11 protein-coding genes, 1 pseudogene and 1 riboswitch are annotated in these 16,626 nt (G+C 47.3%); of the genes and pseudogenes, 8 read left to right on the top strand and 4 right to left on the bottom strand.

The annotated features are described in order from the left end of the window. Positions 1-104: 104 nt before the first annotated feature. The 3 genes and pseudogenes from MAMMFC1_RS13375 to MAMMFC1_RS13385 form a co-directional block, all read left to right on the top strand. Positions 105-1,169, top strand: a complete 1,065-nt coding sequence (locus MAMMFC1_RS13375; protein ID WP_126308982.1) for a homocitrate synthase/isopropylmalate synthase family protein — start codon at positions 105-107, stop codon at positions 1,167-1,169. A gap of 1 nt (position 1,170) precedes the next feature. Further along, complete coding sequence (locus MAMMFC1_RS13380) at positions 1,171-1,995, top strand: beta/alpha barrel domain-containing protein (RefSeq protein WP_126308983.1); 825 nt, start codon at positions 1,171-1,173, stop codon at positions 1,993-1,995. A gap of 305 nt (positions 1,996-2,300) precedes the next feature. After that, positions 2,301-2,705: pseudogene (locus MAMMFC1_RS13385) on the top strand (ATP-dependent Clp protease proteolytic subunit); the annotation flags it as partial. A gap of 68 nt (positions 2,706-2,773) precedes the next feature. Here the strand turns inward: MAMMFC1_RS13385 and MAMMFC1_RS13390 are convergent. From MAMMFC1_RS13390 to MAMMFC1_RS13400, 3 genes are all read right to left on the bottom strand, one after another. Further along, positions 2,774-3,055: a hypothetical protein gene (locus MAMMFC1_RS13390; RefSeq protein WP_126308984.1), complete on the bottom strand. Its 282-nt coding sequence runs from the start codon at positions 3,053-3,055 to the stop codon at positions 2,774-2,776. A gap of 571 nt (positions 3,056-3,626) precedes the next feature. Next, positions 3,627-4,496: a class II fructose-1,6-bisphosphate aldolase gene (gene fba, locus MAMMFC1_RS13395; protein WP_232035454.1), complete on the bottom strand. Its 870-nt coding sequence runs from the start codon at positions 4,494-4,496 to the stop codon at positions 3,627-3,629. Positions 4,497-4,944: 448 nt separating this feature from the next. Further along, positions 4,945-5,358, bottom strand: coding sequence for an Lrp/AsnC family transcriptional regulator (locus MAMMFC1_RS13400; RefSeq protein WP_126308985.1), 414 nt, complete (start codon positions 5,356-5,358; stop codon positions 4,945-4,947). Positions 5,359-5,516: 158 nt separating this feature from the next. Here MAMMFC1_RS13400 and MAMMFC1_RS13405 point away from each other — a divergent pair, with 158 nt between their 5' ends. The 4 genes from MAMMFC1_RS13405 (at position 5,517) to MAMMFC1_RS13420 (ending at position 10,084) form a co-directional block, all read left to right on the top strand. Continuing rightward, the gene (locus MAMMFC1_RS13405; protein WP_126308986.1) at positions 5,517-6,101 is read left to right on the top strand and encodes a cysteine hydrolase family protein; all 585 of its coding nucleotides are present in this window, start codon (positions 5,517-5,519) and stop codon (positions 6,099-6,101) included. Positions 6,102-6,173: 72 nt separating this feature from the next. Further along, positions 6,174-6,728: a DUF1648 domain-containing protein gene (locus tag MAMMFC1_RS13410; RefSeq protein WP_158618769.1), complete on the top strand. Its 555-nt coding sequence runs from the start codon at positions 6,174-6,176 to the stop codon at positions 6,726-6,728. A 203-nt stretch (positions 6,729-6,931) separates the two neighbouring features. Next, positions 6,932-7,915, top strand: coding sequence for a dienelactone hydrolase family protein (locus MAMMFC1_RS13415; RefSeq protein ID WP_126308988.1), 984 nt, complete (start codon positions 6,932-6,934; stop codon positions 7,913-7,915). A gap of 279 nt (positions 7,916-8,194) precedes the next feature. Continuing rightward, a complete protein-coding gene (locus MAMMFC1_RS13420; RefSeq protein WP_197723816.1) occupies positions 8,195-10,084 on the top strand; it encodes a vWA domain-containing protein in 1,890 nt (629 codons plus the stop codon). Between the two features lie 101 nt (positions 10,085-10,185). Here MAMMFC1_RS13420 and MAMMFC1_RS13425 read toward each other — a convergent pair whose 3' ends face one another. Beyond that, a complete protein-coding gene (locus tag MAMMFC1_RS13425) occupies positions 10,186-11,634 on the bottom strand; it encodes an amino acid permease (protein ID WP_126308989.1) in 1,449 nt (482 codons plus the stop codon). A 159-nt stretch (positions 11,635-11,793) separates the two neighbouring features. After that, positions 11,794-11,878: riboswitch (cyclic di-GMP riboswitch) on the top strand. Between the two features lie 101 nt (positions 11,879-11,979). Here MAMMFC1_RS13425 and MAMMFC1_RS13430 point away from each other — a divergent pair. Beyond that, a complete protein-coding gene (locus tag MAMMFC1_RS13430; protein WP_126308990.1) occupies positions 11,980-16,593 on the top strand; it encodes a two-partner secretion domain-containing protein in 4,614 nt (1,537 codons plus the stop codon). The last annotated feature ends 33 nt before the right edge of the window (positions 16,594-16,626 follow it).

Below are 16,626 nucleotides of genomic sequence, written 5' to 3' on the forward strand. Positions count from 1 at the left end.
CGTTGGAGCGAGCACCGCAGGAGCAACGAAGCAGATGGCGGTTTATAAACAGTTCCCCACTTTAGGCGAATATTTACAGACTTTGTAAAGGAGGTCAACGACTTATGGGCGGTCCGATAATTTGCCATGATCAAACCCTGTGCGAAGGTTTTTTAAGCGGCTTGGATCATGACGGTTTGTCATTTATAACCCGTACCTTGCAGAAAATCCAAGTGTGCAATATGGATGTGCCCATTGTGGATATCCACAAATACAAACTGCCCGAAGAACTCTTAAAGGATAATCTGCGGGGAAAAATTCGCCCTAGCCGCAAAGAAGTTGGTTCAGCTTATGAATTGGGCTACCAAAAGGTAATCGTTGCCTACAGGCACCTTCCCGGGCAGAGTTTGACCTTGAACTTGTGCCTTGCCTTGGATCGCATTCGGAGCCTGGGGATGGAAGCCGCCTTGCATATAGAAAATGCGTCCCGGTTGAATATTCATGAACTGGAAGGTTTCTGGCCTATCCTAGAAGGCTTTGCCATAAATGCGCTGGTTTACGGTGATAAAGAAAGCGTATTGGACCCGTTTGCCACTTACGAAATACTGACAGAATTACAGAAAAGCGCCCCCTTGCCGCTGGAGTTTCATGGACATAACGCTTATGGAGTAGCTACGGCTAATGCAATGAGCGCCATACGGGCGGGAGTGCGCAGGGTGGCTACTGCGGTTGCCGGCGTAGGGAAACGGGGTCATGCGCCTTTTGAAGAAGTAGTGATGGCGGCAAAGCATTTGCTGCAGGAACCTGGTGCGGCAATCGACCAGCACCTGGCGCCGTCTTGTGAAGCAATTGCCAGGTGTTTAGGGCTGCAATTGCCGCTGGATAAAGCAGTAGTGGGGAAAAACATATTTGCCCATGAATCCGGTCTGCATGTGCATGGTGTTGCCAAGAATCCTGAGCTATATGAAGCCTTTACGCCGGAGGAAGTCGGTTTAACCCGGCATTTGGTGGTCGGTAAGCATGCAGGCACCACTTCGCTGCAGGTGAAATTGCGGGAACGGGGTATCGAGTTAAGCGATACAGCCGCCTACCGTCTGTTGAAAAAAGTACGCAAAAAGGTTGTTGAGCAAAAAAGTCCTTTGAGCAATACGGAGCTTTTCCAGATGTATCTGGCAGAGGGAATATGTTAATATGCAGTACAATAAACCCATTCAACTGGTAGACACGACTCTACGGGATGGGGAACAGGCAGCAGGGGTTGTATTTACAGCCGAGGACAAACGTGACATCGCCATTGCTCTCGATCAGGCCGGCGTTCCGTGGATCGAAGCGGGAACGCCGGCCATGGGAGAGGAGGAGCAGGAAGCGATGCGATATATCCTGTCTGCACCGCTTAAGGCCACGATCTTTGCCTGGAATCGAGCGGTAAAAGCGGATATTGAGGCCTCCCTGGGCTGTGGTTTTTCTTTTTTGCATATATCTGTGCCTGTGTCGGATTTTCACATTGAGCAAAAACTGGAAAAAAGCCGGGAATGGGTGCTGGACCGGTTGCGGGAAAGCGTTGGTTATGCCCGCAGCTTTGGCTGCAGCATTTCGGTGGGGGCCGAGGACGCGTCCCGGGCCGATCCGGAATTTTTTCTCAAAGTTGCCGAACTGGCAGAAAAACTGGGCGCCCGGCGTATCCGTTATGCCGACACGGTCGGCCGGCTTGATCCTTTTCGTACGTTTGAGGCAATGCAATCCCTCATACCGCGTTGCCCGTTGCCCATAGAGTTTCATTGCCATAACGACTTTGGCTTAGCCACAGCCAATACCATCGCCGCCTTTCGGGCCGGTATCCTTTTGGGCAGCACCACGGTACTGGGGCTGGGAGAGCGGGCCGGCAATGCCAATTTTGAACAGGTAGTGAAAGCGCTGCACAAATTTTTGGACTGTGATGCGGGCATTGATACGGCAAAGCTGGACCATTTAGCAAAAGTAGTCGCCAAAGCAAGCTGCAGACCAACTTTTGGATGAATGGAACGGCGTATTATTAGAGATCAGGGATATGTAAAAAACCTTGCAATGTGTGCAAGGTTTTTGTTATATAAAAGGACAGCCCAGCCTTATTAACGTTTCGGCGCTTCGTGCAATCAATATGCCGACCTAATATTTGGGATGCATTCTAAGCTGACAAACATGAAAAATAAGGATAAGTTACGCTAATCGAATGATTTTTAATTGGAATTGGAGGGATTAGAATGGTAAAATTATACTGTGAATAAGTTGAGGAGTAAGTTGAGCTTGAAAACAAAAAAAAGGATGCAACACAAGCCGGTGACACCATTCATGACGTGATCCGGTTTGTCAAACCACGTGTCATAGTGATTGGTACCGGTTGGGTTGCCAGTGCCGGGATCACCATCTATCTTGCGGCTGACAAGCAGGACCGTTATTCTTTGCCCAACACCAGGTACATGATTCACCAACCGTTGGGAGGAGTACGTGGTCCAGCTGCCGATATTCAAATTGAAGCAGATGAGATTATCAAAGTGCGTGACAGAATTAACAAGTTAATTAGTGCTGGCACTGGGTAGCCGCTGGAAAAGGTTGAAAAAGACACGCAAAGAAATTACTGGCTTGACGCATATGAAGCGAAAGAGTATGGAATTGTGCATCAAATTATTACACAATTTTTTGTTCCATTGCTACACAGAATACCTCTATATAAAAAATGCATGGTATAATTTATAATCGGGAGGAATGATTACGGTATCTCAAGAAGTCATAAAAATACTGCGTAGTATCCTAAACTTTACAACTTGCGCTGGGGAAGGATATCAAGGAAAGGCTTTCCTTCTAGTAATTTTAGCTCATCAGCAAAATAACGTCCACCTTTTGCGATTATTTTTCCTTGCGCCATTTGCTTCTGTGTAGCCTCAGTCCTAAATCCTACAGCCCCATGTCCTTCTCGGACAATAATTCGCAGTTTTGCACCTGCATCAGGAGAAAAACCATCTGGAGCAGGTATTGTAACGGGCTTAGTGTATGACGCTATAAAGGAATAATATAAATTCGTAATCGCATAGCTTTTCACTCTTTCTTTTGGCCGTCCCTCGACGGTCTGTTTTGTTATGCCCTTTATTAGCCGCGTTTTCTTATAATGTGTTTCAAACTATCTCCATTCTATCGCTTCATGTCAGCACAATTAGAAATAAAGGTTGACGTGAGATTATGGTTGTAATGTATACTACAATGCACGGTAGTGAGTTCGTTAATGAATATTGCCATCGGCGAGATTATCCTCCTTCCATAGCTCTCTAGCATAAATACTACGCCATAGGGTACGTTGAGAATAATCATCGGGTGGTCTAGAGAATGACCACACATTGAGAGGTTCTGCTATTGACATACCTCAGAATCAATAACAACTGGATCGCTATAGAAATCAGTAGACAGTTATCACAACGCTGCTGCAGTAGCATAGGATGTGGATCGACATGCAGCGGAGGTAATATTTGTTCGGAAATTGGCGATGCGGTTACTTTCGCAAGGCGGGAAAACCCAACTACAAGTTGCCAATGATTAAAGTGACCAAGAAGAGCCATCATACACATTCTTGGTCACTTTTTCATGTGACAGATGACAATTAGCTAACGGCGAAATGCTTATGCCTTGTTGGCAGAACCAAAAAGAGCAATTTTGGCGTGCACTTCCTGCACGATAGCTTCATAACCGGGTTTGAGCAACTTTCTAGGGTCAAAGCCTTTGCCTTCGAGATCTTTGCCAGCTTCTATATATTTGCGCGTAGCTTTGGCAAACACTACTTGGAATTCTGTGTTGACGTTTACTTTCGAGACGCCGAGTGAGATTGCCTTTTTGACTTGATCTTCGGGAATTCCGCTGCCACCATGCAGAACAAGTAGAATGTCTGCGACCGCTTTAATCGCGGCGAGCGCGTCAAAATTCAAACCTTTCCAGTTTGCCGGGTAGATCCCGTGAATGTTGCCGATCCCCGCCGCCAAAGCGGTGATCCCTAAAGCGGCAATCTGTTTGCATTCCTCAGGGGAGGCAATTTCTCCGGCAGACGCCATGCCGTCTTCTTCTCCGCCGATCGCACCGACTTCGGCTTCCAGAGAAGCGCCTTTCTTGCGTGTCAACTCAACCAATTCCGCAGTGCGCTTCATGTTCTCTTCGAACGGGAGATGTGAACCGTCGAACATGATAGAGGAGAATCCAGCTTCAAGCGCTTTGATTCCTCCCTCATAAGAGCCGTGATCAAGATGTAGTGCAACAGGTATAGTAATTTGCAAATCTTCCATCATGGCTTCGATTAATGCCGTCGCAGTCCTAAATCCCCCCATGTACTTGGCAGCACCTTCGGATACACTCATTATGAGCGGCGAAAGGTCTTGCTGAGAGGCAGTCAAAATAGCTTTAGTCCACTCCATGTTGTTTGTGTTGAAATGACCAATTGCGTAACCCCCGTTCTTGGCCGCATTAAGCATTTCATCCATCGGGACAAACTTTGTTGTCATTTTTAATTTCTCCTTTAAATTTAATTTTTATCTATTGAGTTCTTCAAACTTATTTCCAGGACCCAATAGTGGGGAGGGGGGAAGTCTGTCTAATTAGGGAAAATCCAGCAATTACACTGTGATATTAATAAGCAACCAGCACCTAAAACACGCGTCATTCGGGTAAAAAAAGAGACGACGGCCGATTGAAAATCCATAGCCGCAAAGCCGCGATTTCCTTCTTCCGGGGCAATCAAAAATTTTGCGCGCAGATAATTAGAGGCTCAACATTGCAGTATTTTCGCTGCTTGTTGAGCCTTTTGCCGCGCAAAACTTCCGATTGAACCCTGAACGAACTGTCCCCATGGCATTCTATAGGGCAATGAAGTTCATTTCATTACCACGCAGGCGCTTTTTGTGCATGTTCCCGGCAAGGGTGTTTGTTGGTAAAAGCCCAATATGGGGGTACTTATTTAATTTTCGTAATAGAAATATTTACCCGGTAATTGCCGTAGTTTAAGACAGAATCTAAAAAAAAGTTTAGATCCTCCTGGGAATTAACCTGGATTTTCAGAATGTAACACCCCTCACCGCTGATCCGGCTGGCTTCCACAACAGATTCGTTATTATTTAAGAACGCTTGCAAGGCTCCATGATTGGTTGATTTCATAAATATTGTTACGTATGCTGTTATAGTTTTTCCAAGCAGTTTTTCATCGAGCAAAACAGAGTAACCTTTTATGACACCTATCTCTTCCATTCTTGAAATTCGGTTTGATACTGCCTGACCGGTTAAATGAACAACTTCACCGATATCTCTAAATTGCATTTTGCAATTAGCTTTTAATAGCCTTAGAATTTCGAAATCGGTATTATCAAGCATTTTTCGTTAAATCCTTTCATGGAAAAATCGGAAAAGGTCCAACACTTTTCCGGTACAATTGCATCTGTGTGTATAATTATTATAACAAACACTTTGGCGGAATACACGATTGTTGAATCAAATGTTGAATCAAATTTAGCCTAATTTTGGAGGTTGAAATGAAAAGAGCATTACTTGCAATTGACGTACAATATGAATACTTTACAGGGAAAATGCCGATTCAGTATCCGGCAGGAACTTTTGAGAAAATTCTTCAGGCTGTGGATGCAGCTAATCGAAGTAAGATTGCGGTAATTCTAATCAGGCATGGATCGCCCCAAAAAGATGCTGCTGTTTTTAAACAAGGCAGCCGGGAATGGGACATTCATGAGGAGCTTATGAAAAGAGAACACTTACGTATTATTGATAAGAATCTACCCGGAAGCTTTACAAATACCGAACTTGGAGATTTGTTAAGGGAAATTGGTATCGACACAATTGTTGTATGTGGATATATGACGCAGATGTGCTGCGACACGACTGCAAGACAGGCGGTTCATCTTGGATTTTCAGTAGAATTCCTGTCAGATGCTACAGGTACGCTGGATATCGCAAATTATGCCGGCAAGATAACGGCGGCGGAACTTCATAAAGCCATTCTTGTAACGCAGGCTATGAGGTTCTCCCAAGTGATTTCCACTGATGAATGGATTAAGAATGTCACAGGGGACGGTTCCGTGCGCCAAGAGGCGCACGGAGTATAGCGGGTGGGAACCCGCCTGGGAAGGAATAGCCAACCACTCAGTATCAGTTTGTAATCGAGAGGAATGATGATTATGGCATCTCAAGAAGTCATAAAAATACTGCGTAGTATCCTAACTTTACAACTTGCATCTTTTGTTCTGGTGACATTTAGTTTCTATTTAGCCATTTCAACCTATCCGGCTCTTCCACATACCTTTCCAGTCCATTTTGATTTATCCGGTACTCCTAATAGATGGGAAATGAAATCTTGGATTGATGTGCTCCGATTGCCTTTAATCCAACTAGGAGCATTTGTCTTTACGACCGCCTTAACGTTTTGGTGTGTCTATTCACCAAGATCACTGGCATACCTTAACTTGCCGAAAATTGATAATATAAAGATGTTAAAGCTGTCAGATGAAAAACAAGGAGAAATTAGGTTGCTTAGTGCTGTTTTTATCAGCATGATCACTCTCTTTATTTCGTTCTTATTTACTATTATCAACTATCAATTGCTTCAAGCTGAAACAACGGGAAGAAATGGTTCTCCAATTTGGATAGTTGTCGTTATTGTAATTAGTCTATTGGGTAGCTTTATTTCCGTAAAAAAGCTTACTTCGGCAATAAAGCATATTTCAGGGCAGTGAAAGTGGGACCTATCCCAACATCTATAATCATTGGAAGATATACCCTGTTTCTGTCGCTGGTGCCCAAGCCCGGGCTGGTAATGTATCAGGATTTGATAGGGAAATTGGTAAATGCCTAAAATAACGATTTGAAGTAAACCGTAGGCCCTGGACGGAGCTGCTACACCCCGATTTAGGATTTTTTAAAAAGGATGGTTTTTATTTTGAATAAACTATTAGCAGAAATAATTGATAAAAGTGCATTATATCAATTACATAGAAACAAAAGTAAGACTTGGCAATTTAGCAATATCGGATCAATTCCGACATTGGAAGATGTTCATCATTATTATTTTCAACCTCAGATACCGGAAATAAGTTTTGAGCATGTAAGTAACCGCAGTAATTATAAGATAGGCAATTTCAGGTACAAAAGTAGTATTGAAAATGGTCAATGTAATGAGTACGCAACAGGTATATATTATCAGGACAAGCTAAAAACTCCACCAAAACTAAATGTTATTTTGGTGCATGGATGGAGACAAGGAAATGGACGAATTAAAGCAATTTATTTAGAGCCTTTTATAAAAAATGGTTATGATATGTATTTTATTACTTTGCCTTATCATACAGAAAGGCAGGGTAATAATTCCTCCTATCAAGGTGAACTTATGATAAGTGCCAATATTGAAAGGACTTTAGCTTCTATAAGACAAGCTGTTGTGGATCTGAGAGCATTAATTAATTGGCTGCCAACCAATAGGACAAGTAAAGTCATATTGGTTGGCATAAGTCTTGGAGGACTACTGGTTAATCTTACGGTTGCGGTTGAGGAAAATATAGACGGCATTATATGTGTTTTTGCTCCAAATGACCTCTCGCACATTGCATGGAATACCATTACCGGAAAGTTCATTAAGAAAGATTTTGAGGATAATGCTTTTTCACTGGATCAGCTGCAAACGTGCTGGGCAATAACAAAGACCAGTAATTTCGCGACGAAAATACCAAAAGAAAAAATGCTGTTTTTTTCAGCACTTTATGATAAATACATAGATTCAAAAGACGCCGATAAGCTTTGGGAAAAATGGGGAAGGCCGAAAAGGAAGCTTTATCATTGCGGGCATGCAGGGATTGCCTTATGTAAAAAGAGCATAGCAAACGACTCACTAGAGTTTATAAAAAGAAAAATATTGGGGGAGGGATAAAATAAAGTGCTTATTGTTACGATTGCATTATGGTTTATTGCTATAATACTCTTTGCATGTCACAGGGGACGGTTCCTGAGACAACAATTATTCTTTTAGTCTAACAGAAAGATAATATTTTCTAGTGAAGTGCAACCAACGGCTATCGTTTTCGCTTAGGCTCGGCGCTAGCCGGGTTTTCTGATTATGGTCCGTTACTTTTTATTCCGGAATGCGTTTATTGTATTAGATAAATATGGAAGCTAATACAAAACGGTGTCCTAAAAGGGGATGATGAAAATGAAAAAAATACCGGCGGCCTTAATATTGAGTTTTCTGGTTTTGACAACCTTGACAACCTTGACAACCTTGACAACTTTGACAGCATGGGTAACTGCCGGAAGTCTCGAAGATAAGATCAAGACTACGGAAATACCTGTGGAAACTAATGCTGAAGGATTGCCGCTGGAGGAGCTTCTGGCTTTATTAAGCGAGCGGAGCGGCGTCAGCATCGTTGCTGTTCCTGAGGTCGCCGGCTTAAAAGTCGATTTGCAGTCAGCGACAAACCAGACATTGGCCGAGATTTTGGAGGCTCTGAGCAAAAATTACCAGTTAACTTACACAACGAATGATAAAAAGAACGCGATTATTGTTTTTAAGGGCTCATATTCCAACAGGGCACGGGCCGCTATGCCCAATGTTTCTTCTGAGGCCGGTATGGATTCTCATATGGGGCATAAAGTATTGCTTGCGCCCGCAGGCGGCTATAATCCGCCTATAGCATTTAATACCGAAGAATATAAGCGGATGTATGATAATAATTATCAAGATCCATTAAGCGCACCGGTATCAATATTTTCCATTGATGTTGATACCGCTTCTTACAGTAATGTGCGCCGGTTCATTAATAACGGCAGGCTGCCGCCGTCGGATGCGGTCAGAGCGGAGGAAATGCTTAATTATTTTACTTATGATTATCCGCAACCAACCGGGGACCACCCTTTTTCTGTAACAACGGAAGTAAGTGCTTGTCCGTGGCAGCCGGGGCATAAATTGGTAATGATCGGCCTGCAAGGGAAAAACTTAAGGGCAGACGAAGTACCGCCCGGTAATCTGGTATTTTTGATTGATGTTTCAGGTTCGATGAATCAACCCAATAAATTGCCGCTGTTGCAGACTGCCTTTAAATTGCTGGTTAAACAATTGCGGGCGCAAGACAAGGTGGCTATTGTTGTTTATGCCGGCAGGGCCGGATTGGTGCTTGAACCGACTGCCGGCAGTGAAAAAGATAAAATAATCAATGCTGTCGACAGTCTGCAGGCGGGTGGTTCGACTGCAGGCGGCGAAGGGATTCAATTAGCCTATAAGATTGCGGAAGAAAACCTTGTCAAGTCCGGCAACAACCGGGTTATTTTGGCTACTGACGGTGATTTTAATGTTGGCGCAACCAGTGAAGGTGAATTGACCAGACTGATTGAAGAACGGCGTAATAAAGGGATTTTTCTTAGTGTGCTTGGATTTGGCATGGGGAATATAAAAGACAACAAAATGGAGGCGTTAGCTGATAAGGGCAATGGCATTTACGCCTATATCGATAATGCCCTGGAAGCAAAAAAAGTTATGGTTGGGCAATTTGCCGGCACGCTTTACACCATTGCCAAAGATGTCAAGCTTCAGGCTGAATTCAACCCGGCCAAAGTTAAATATTACCGTTTAGTGGGCTATGAAAACAGGATTTTGGAAAACAGAGACTTTAATGATGACAAAAAAGATGCCGGCGATTTGGGCGCAGGCCATTCGGTTACTGCGTTTTACGAGGTAATTCCGGCTGATTCAGAGGAAAAAATCGGAACAGCGGACCCGCTGCTTTATCAACGTTCCGAGACCGTGCCAAGCGATGATTTGCTGCAGGTAAAAATCCGCTATAAAAAACCGGCGGCAGATAGCAGTATTTTGTTCACCCAAGGTATCGGCAGCCAGGAAATTACCGGCACTCCAGCGGCGAACTTCCGGTTTGCCGCCGCTGTTGCCGAATATGCCCTGCTTTTGCGTAATTCCGAATTTAAGGGGCAAGCGTCTTACCGGCAGGTGCTGGAATTGGCGAAAAAAGCCAAGGGGACAGACGAAGACGGGTATCGGGCGGAGTTTATCAAGCTGGTGGAAGTTAGCCAACTAATGGATGAAAAGTAGATCTCTATTTGATCCAATTCGAAGGAAACACCCACTTTTATAAATGGGTGTTTCCTTTGTCAGCGCCAAGTGTTTGCAACCAGCCTCAAGGAAGGTTGGCTTTACCTTTTACACCTGTCAGCGGTTTTTTTCTCCGGTTCCTGTTGTCCGGGCTGCAGTTCTTCCGACGTTTCAAACTGCGGTTGCCATAATGGAAGCGCTGAGGGTGTCGTTGGTGACGGGGCCGCCGGCCTGTGGAGAAAACGTGACCGGATGAAGTATGTTCCGGTATAAAGAAGAACCAGCATCACCCCCGCAACCAGACCTGTCCTCTGCCCCGGTACGAGAGGCATGCTGGCGATAATTGCCGTACAACTCACCATCGCCAGCCATGAGGTATAGGGGTATCCCGGCAACTGGCAATGTCCTGCCGGAGGACAGCCATTCAACTTGCGGAATTTGTAGTGGGTAGCCAGGATGACAAGGTAGGAGAAAAGCAGGGAAAACCCGCCGGAACTGATGAGAAAGAGGTATACGGTTTCTGGCAAAACCAATCCAAGAGTCATACCGGCAAGCATGCCGGCGCCGGAAAACAGGATGCCGCGGCGGGGAATGCCGCTTTCATCCTTAATCCAGGCGGGAGCATGCCCGTCTGCCGCCAGCGACCGGATCATGCGTCCCAGACCGAACATGGCCGCCAGCATAGTCGAAAGGATGGCGGTGATCAGCACCACATTCATCGCCGCTCCCGCCCAGGTCAGTCCCCATCTGGTTAAGGCAGCTACCAGGGGACTTGCATGGTCCGTTAGGGCTGCCGTCGGGATTAGCAGCAACAAGGATAAAAAAGCCAGTACATATAACCCCACTAAAGCGGCTACGGTGTAGCGGATGGCCTGCGGGACCGTCCGGGCGGGGTCCCTGGCCTCCGCTGCCGCCAGCCCGATGATTTCGAACCCGGCGAAGGTTAATACCACAATGAGCATACTGCCCGCAATTCCGCCAAGGCCGGCAGGAAACCAGGGTTCTGCCGTCAACACCGAAATACCGATCGGCGGCACGCCGTTGATAAAGCCGCCAACCAGTGCCGCTCCTAAAAGGATAAAGCCAACGATGGACAACACTTTCACCACCGCCAGACCGCTTTCCAGCTTGCTCAACCGGTCGGCGCCAAGCAGGTTCAGCAGCGTGACGGCAATGATAATGGCCGATCCGGCCAGCGCTATTGAAATACCGGGAAGCCAGGTCTTGATAAGAATCGCGGCGGCAGTTGCTTCACTGGACATAGCCAGGACAAGGCCTGTCCAGTAGACCCAGCCGACTACGAATCCCACCCCGGGCCCATAAGCTCTTTGGGCAAAGACCCGGAACGAGCCGGGCGCCGCCTCGGCTACCGTCATTTCCGATAGGGAAAAAAGGATGGCATATATGAGCGCTCCTGCCAGCAGATAGCAAATAATGATGGCCGGCCCCGCAGTTTTGACCGATACAGCCGAGCCAAGGAAAAAAGCGCCGCCGAATACTGTTCCTAATGCCATCATGGTCAATTGCCATGCAGATAATCCTTTGTTCATAAAAGCCTCCCCCCCAATTGAGTTATTGTCCTTCTAAGTATTTGCATGTGGGGGCTTATCATAATATATTTACAAAAATTTTAAAAAATATTAAAAAAAATATTAAAAAATATGGAGGAAAAATGCAATTTTATGTTGAAAATTGCATTTTGTTACAAAGATAATAATAGGCAAACCTATCGAAAGATTGGGACGCAAAACCGTGGATCTAAGGGCTAGTGTCTATGATTGCCAGGTTGCAGTAATATTACGCAACCTGGCAATCTTTTTTGTTGTCATCTTCACTTGTGCCGTCGGAAACGGCGAAAACTGAATTATAAAAGTATTAAGGAGGAAAGAATTTATATGCGGATCCAAAGAAAATTGAAACGTGCCCGGCGAAGCAGTCAAACGGACTTTATGCCTAAAGTCAGCCAAGCTGCCAAGCAGTTTCAGAACGGCAGGCTTACCACCAACCTTCAACCGTATCATTCGCTATGGCTGACAAGGCTCTGCATATCCGTTGCCGCTTTGCTGCTAGGTATCACAAATTATCCCGGCACCATATGGGCCATGCCGGATGGCGGGCAAGTAACAGCAGGCAGCGGGAGCATCAGCCAGACCGGCAACACGATGACTATCAATCAGACTACCCCAAACCTGGTCATCAACTGGAACGGATTTGGTATAAACTGCGGTGAGCGGGTTGCCTTCAGCCAGCCTACCTCTGCCGCCGTTGCCCTTAACAGGGTACTGGGCAACAACCCTACCCAAATATTTGGCCAACTGACTGCTAACGGTAAAGTATTCCTTACCAATCCCAACGGCATTCTCTTTGCCCCGGGATCCCAAATCAACGTTGGCAGTTTGGTAGCAAGCACGCTAAATATTGCCGATCAGGATTTCCTGACGGGGAAATATACCTTTGCCAACAGCAATAACTGTGCCGCCGGTGCAGTTGTAAACCAGGGCCAAATTACTGCCGGTGGCGGCTATATAGCCTTGCTGGCGCCGGAAGTAAGAAACGAAGGAATTATTGTTGCCAAACAAGGCACTGTAGCTCTGGGCGCCGGTCAAAAAATCACGCTTGATACCAAGGGAGACGGAATCATAAGCCTTGCTGTAGACACCGGCGCCGTTAACGCCCAGGTGGCCAACAAACAATACATAAACGCCGCCGGCGGCATGGTTATTATGACCGCTAAAGCCGCAGGCGAACTGGCTGGAACAGTGGTAAACAACGGCGGTTTAATCGAGGCGCGGAGCATATCTGAAAAGAACGGAATTATTAGGCTCGAAGGCGGTTCCACGGGAAGAGCTGCCAATAGCGGCACTCTGGACGCCTCAGGTAAAAATGCGGGCGAAACCGGCGGTACAGTCAAGATATTGGGCGAAACGGTGACTGTCGCCGACGGTGCCGCCATTGACGTATCCGGCGTGAGCGGCGGCGGTACAGTCCTGGTTGGCGGCAATTATCAGGGCCAGGGGACGGAGCAAAACGCCACCGCTACTACGGTGGCAGCTACTGCGACCATTAATGCCGATGCCATCACCGCCGGCAACGGCGGTAAGGTGGTGGTGTGGGCCAATGATACCACCGATTATTACGGCAATATCAGCGCCAAGGGCGGTTCGGTGAGCGGCAACGGCGGCAGCGCCGAAGTGTCGGGCAAGAAAACACTCCTGTACAAGGGCCGCACTGATCTCAGAGCGCCCCAGGGAAAGACCGGCACTCTGCTGCTGGACCCCGGGGAGTACACCATCAGCACCGACGCCACCAGCGGCAATGTGTATAACGCCGATGACCTAAGCAATCAGCTCAATTCCGCCAACATGGTCCTCCAGACCGACGGCACCGGCACCGGTGACATCGCCGTGACCGCTCCGGTGACATGGTCGAGCGGCAATAGTCTCACCCTTAAAGCCAACAACGACATCAACGTCAATGCCACCGTCAAAAGCACCGACACCGGCGACGTGGTACTGCGGGCAGACAGTGATGCCGACAGCAGCGGCACGGTCACCTTCGGGACAAATGGCAAAGTGGTAACTAACGGTGCGGTGTCCATCTACTATAACCCTGGCGGGACTAACACCGTCCCCATCGACGGGATTCCGACCACTGTCAAGGACTATAGCAATTCTGCCGACTATTCGGCTTATGTGCAGAATACATCCGGCAACGCCGGCAACGTCGCCGCCTACATGCTGGTGAACAACGCGAAAGAGCTCCAGTCCATGAACCTCAACCTTTCAGGCACCTACGCGCTGGGAAAAGACATTGATGCCAGCAGTGTTAGTAATTTTGTACCTATTGGTAACGAAATCAGTAAATTTCAGGGAATATTGGACGGAAATGGATATCGGATAAACAATCTTACTATCAATCGTCCTATAACCGATTATGTTGGTTTATTCGGGTCCACTATGGGAGCTGCGATTAAAGATATCCAGTTGCTTGACGTCAACATCACCGGTCAAAACTTCGTAGGCGGTTTGGCGGGGTGGAATTATACCGGTAGTGCGATCAGCAATAGCTACAGCACGGGTATGGTAGCTGCGGCAACCGGTAACGGCAATGCAGGCGGACTGGTGGGCTGCAATGACGGCAGTATCGTCGGCAGCTACAGCACAAGTTCGGTTGCAGGCGGTTTTTACGTAGGCGGGCTGGTGGGATACAACAGGGGTCCTATCAACGCGAGTTACAGCACGGGGAGGGTAACCGGCAGTGATAGTGATGTAGGCGGACTGGTAGGATACAACATAAGTTCTATCAACGACAGCTATAGTACAGGCAAGGTAACCGGCGCCACACGTATAGGCGGGCTGATTGGGTATAGCGCCGGCAGCACTGTCAACAACAGTTACAGTACAGGTACGGTGGGCGATGATGACGGTAGCAGTACCTATGTAGGCGGGCTGGTAGGGTGGAATGATAATTTCAACACAATCGAAAACTGTTACAGCAGCGGTACCGTGAAGGGTACTATGAATGTAGGCGGGTTGGTAGGAAATAACGATAGGGACAGCACTATCGAAACCAGCTACAGCGCGGCTGCGGTAACCGGCAAAGACTATATAGGCGGTCTGACCGGATATAATGGCAGTACAATCAACAACAGCTACAGCACGGGGGCGGTAACCGGCATTAATGACAGTCTTTGTGTAGGCGGTCTGGTAGGAGAAAATGACGGCGGCATCGGCAACGGCTCTATCAACAACAGCTATAGCACAGGCAGGGTAACTGGCGGCAGTGGCAGTACTTATGTAGGCGGCCTGGTAGGATACAATTACTTAGGCGATATCAGCGCCAGTTTTTGGGACACCGATACTTCCCAGCAAGCCAGCAGTAGTGGCGGAACGGGCAAATCAACGAGCGACATGCAGCGGCTAACCACGTATACGGATTGGAATAGCGGTACATGGGCTGTTATAGATGGAAAGACATATCCGTATCTGAAGGCAGTATCGCGGGTGGCTTCAGGAAATGTCAGCGGCTACACGAATAACAGCGGTAAGACATTACAGGCAGTGGTGGGGGGAACGGTATTTGACAGCACTGCTACCGCTGATGATGGGGCATATTATTTTGTCCTGCCGCAAAACCAGACTTTTCTCGCATTTCTTACCGGCAGTGATACGGGTGCGGTAGTGGGCGCGGCCGGAACTACCAATATGAACGACCTGAATCTGGAAAAAGATACATTGACTGTAAACGCCAATGGCACTGCCATGTCCAATAGCATCCTCGGGATGGCTAAGGGAACCGTAGCCGGTGTTCCATACAGTTATTCCGGCGGCGACATTATCCTGAATAATGGCGTTACCTTTAAAACAACCAGTGGAACGAATTACACTCTTGACGGGAATATCACCACCAGCGGCAGTGGCTCTCAAATATACCAAGGACCGGTGACCGCTACCAAAAACCTAAGTCTTAGCAGTGGCGGGGGAATAGAAATGAATGGTTCGGTTGATGTCGCCAGTGACCTGACTGCGATAGCTCAAACCGGCAGCATAATAGTCAACAGGACGGTAAATGCCGGAACAGGAAATATAAGCCTGACGGCGGGCGCCGACATTAACCTCAATTCACCGGTCAATACTACCGGCGGTGTTACTCTTACCGGCTCAGGCGGGGCAAATACCTTTAACATCGGCAATGGGATTATCGCTAACACCGGCACCCTAAGCATAAACGGTTTGGGCGGGAATGACACCCTGACGCTAAACGACAGCAGCAATAATAGCAATAACTATACATACACCATAACCGGAACCCGGGTAACACGCGAACATAACGAAATCCTCCCGGTGATAATCGACTATCAGAATATCGAAAACTTATCGCTAAAAACAGGAAAGAATCACAATACAGTAAATACCACCTTACTTACCGGTATAGCCCAAGACCTGACAGGCGGGAATGACAGTACCAATATTTTAAATCTCAATGGGCAAAACGCCATATTGTCGTCGACCAATTCTCCATTAAGCGCAACCGGGTATGGCCCAGTGACCTATAGTCAATTTGGCACTGTAAACGTGACAAATTATACAACTCCGGCAACCCCGCCGGCAACGGATCCGGCAACTCCGCCGGCAACCGATCCGGCAACTCCGCCGGCAACCGATCCGGCGACCCCGCCGGCAACGGATCCGGCGACCCCGCCGGCAACCGATCCGGCGACTCCGCCGACAGCTGATCCGACAACCCCGCCGATAACGGATCCGGCGACCCCGCCGGCAACCCTTCAGGACGGAAGCGGGTTGAGAGAAACAATCGCTGTAGTCAAATCCCTCGCCATCCAAGACTCCGGCAGTACGGCTACAGAACCGGCAACTGGCATTAGTCCCGAAAGCCGGCAACTTGTTAGCATAGACCCCGAACTGCTTTTCGATAAAGGCAACAACCTCCGCTTGATAAGTACACCGGCCGGCGGTCAAGAAATAGTCGAACAAACGGGAATAACGCCATAACAGGAGATTCCGGTGGACAAGTAACAATTTAAA

This window comes from Methylomusa anaerophila, from assembly GCF_003966895.1.
GTDB classification, from domain to species: Bacteria; Bacillota; Negativicutes; order Sporomusales; family Sporomusaceae; genus Methylomusa; species Methylomusa anaerophila.

Bases quoted from the DNA above. Each gene is read 5' to 3' on its own strand.
- MAMMFC1_RS13400 (WP_126308985.1), bottom strand. From the start codon at position 5,358: ATGCTTGATAATACCGATTTCGAAATTCTAAGGCTATTAAAAGCTAAT.
- MAMMFC1_RS13380 (WP_126308983.1), top strand. From the start codon at position 1,171: ATGCAGTACAATAAACCCATTCAACTGGTAGACACGACTCTACGGGAT.
- fba (WP_232035454.1), bottom strand. From the start codon at position 4,496: ATGACAACAAAGTTTGTCCCGATGGATGAAATGCTTAATGCGGCCAAG.
- MAMMFC1_RS13425 (WP_126308989.1), bottom strand. From the start codon at position 11,634: ATGAACAAAGGATTATCTGCATGGCAATTGACCATGATGGCATTAGGA.
- MAMMFC1_RS13410 (WP_158618769.1), top strand. From the start codon at position 6,174: ATGGCATCTCAAGAAGTCATAAAAATACTGCGTAGTATCCTAACTTTA.
- MAMMFC1_RS13405 (WP_126308986.1), top strand. From the start codon at position 5,517: ATGAAAAGAGCATTACTTGCAATTGACGTACAATATGAATACTTTACA.
- MAMMFC1_RS13375 (WP_126308982.1), top strand. From the start codon at position 105: ATGGGCGGTCCGATAATTTGCCATGATCAAACCCTGTGCGAAGGTTTT.
- MAMMFC1_RS13430 (WP_126308990.1), top strand. From the start codon at position 11,980: ATGCGGATCCAAAGAAAATTGAAACGTGCCCGGCGAAGCAGTCAAACG.
- MAMMFC1_RS13420 (WP_197723816.1), top strand. From the start codon at position 8,195: ATGAAAAAAATACCGGCGGCCTTAATATTGAGTTTTCTGGTTTTGACA.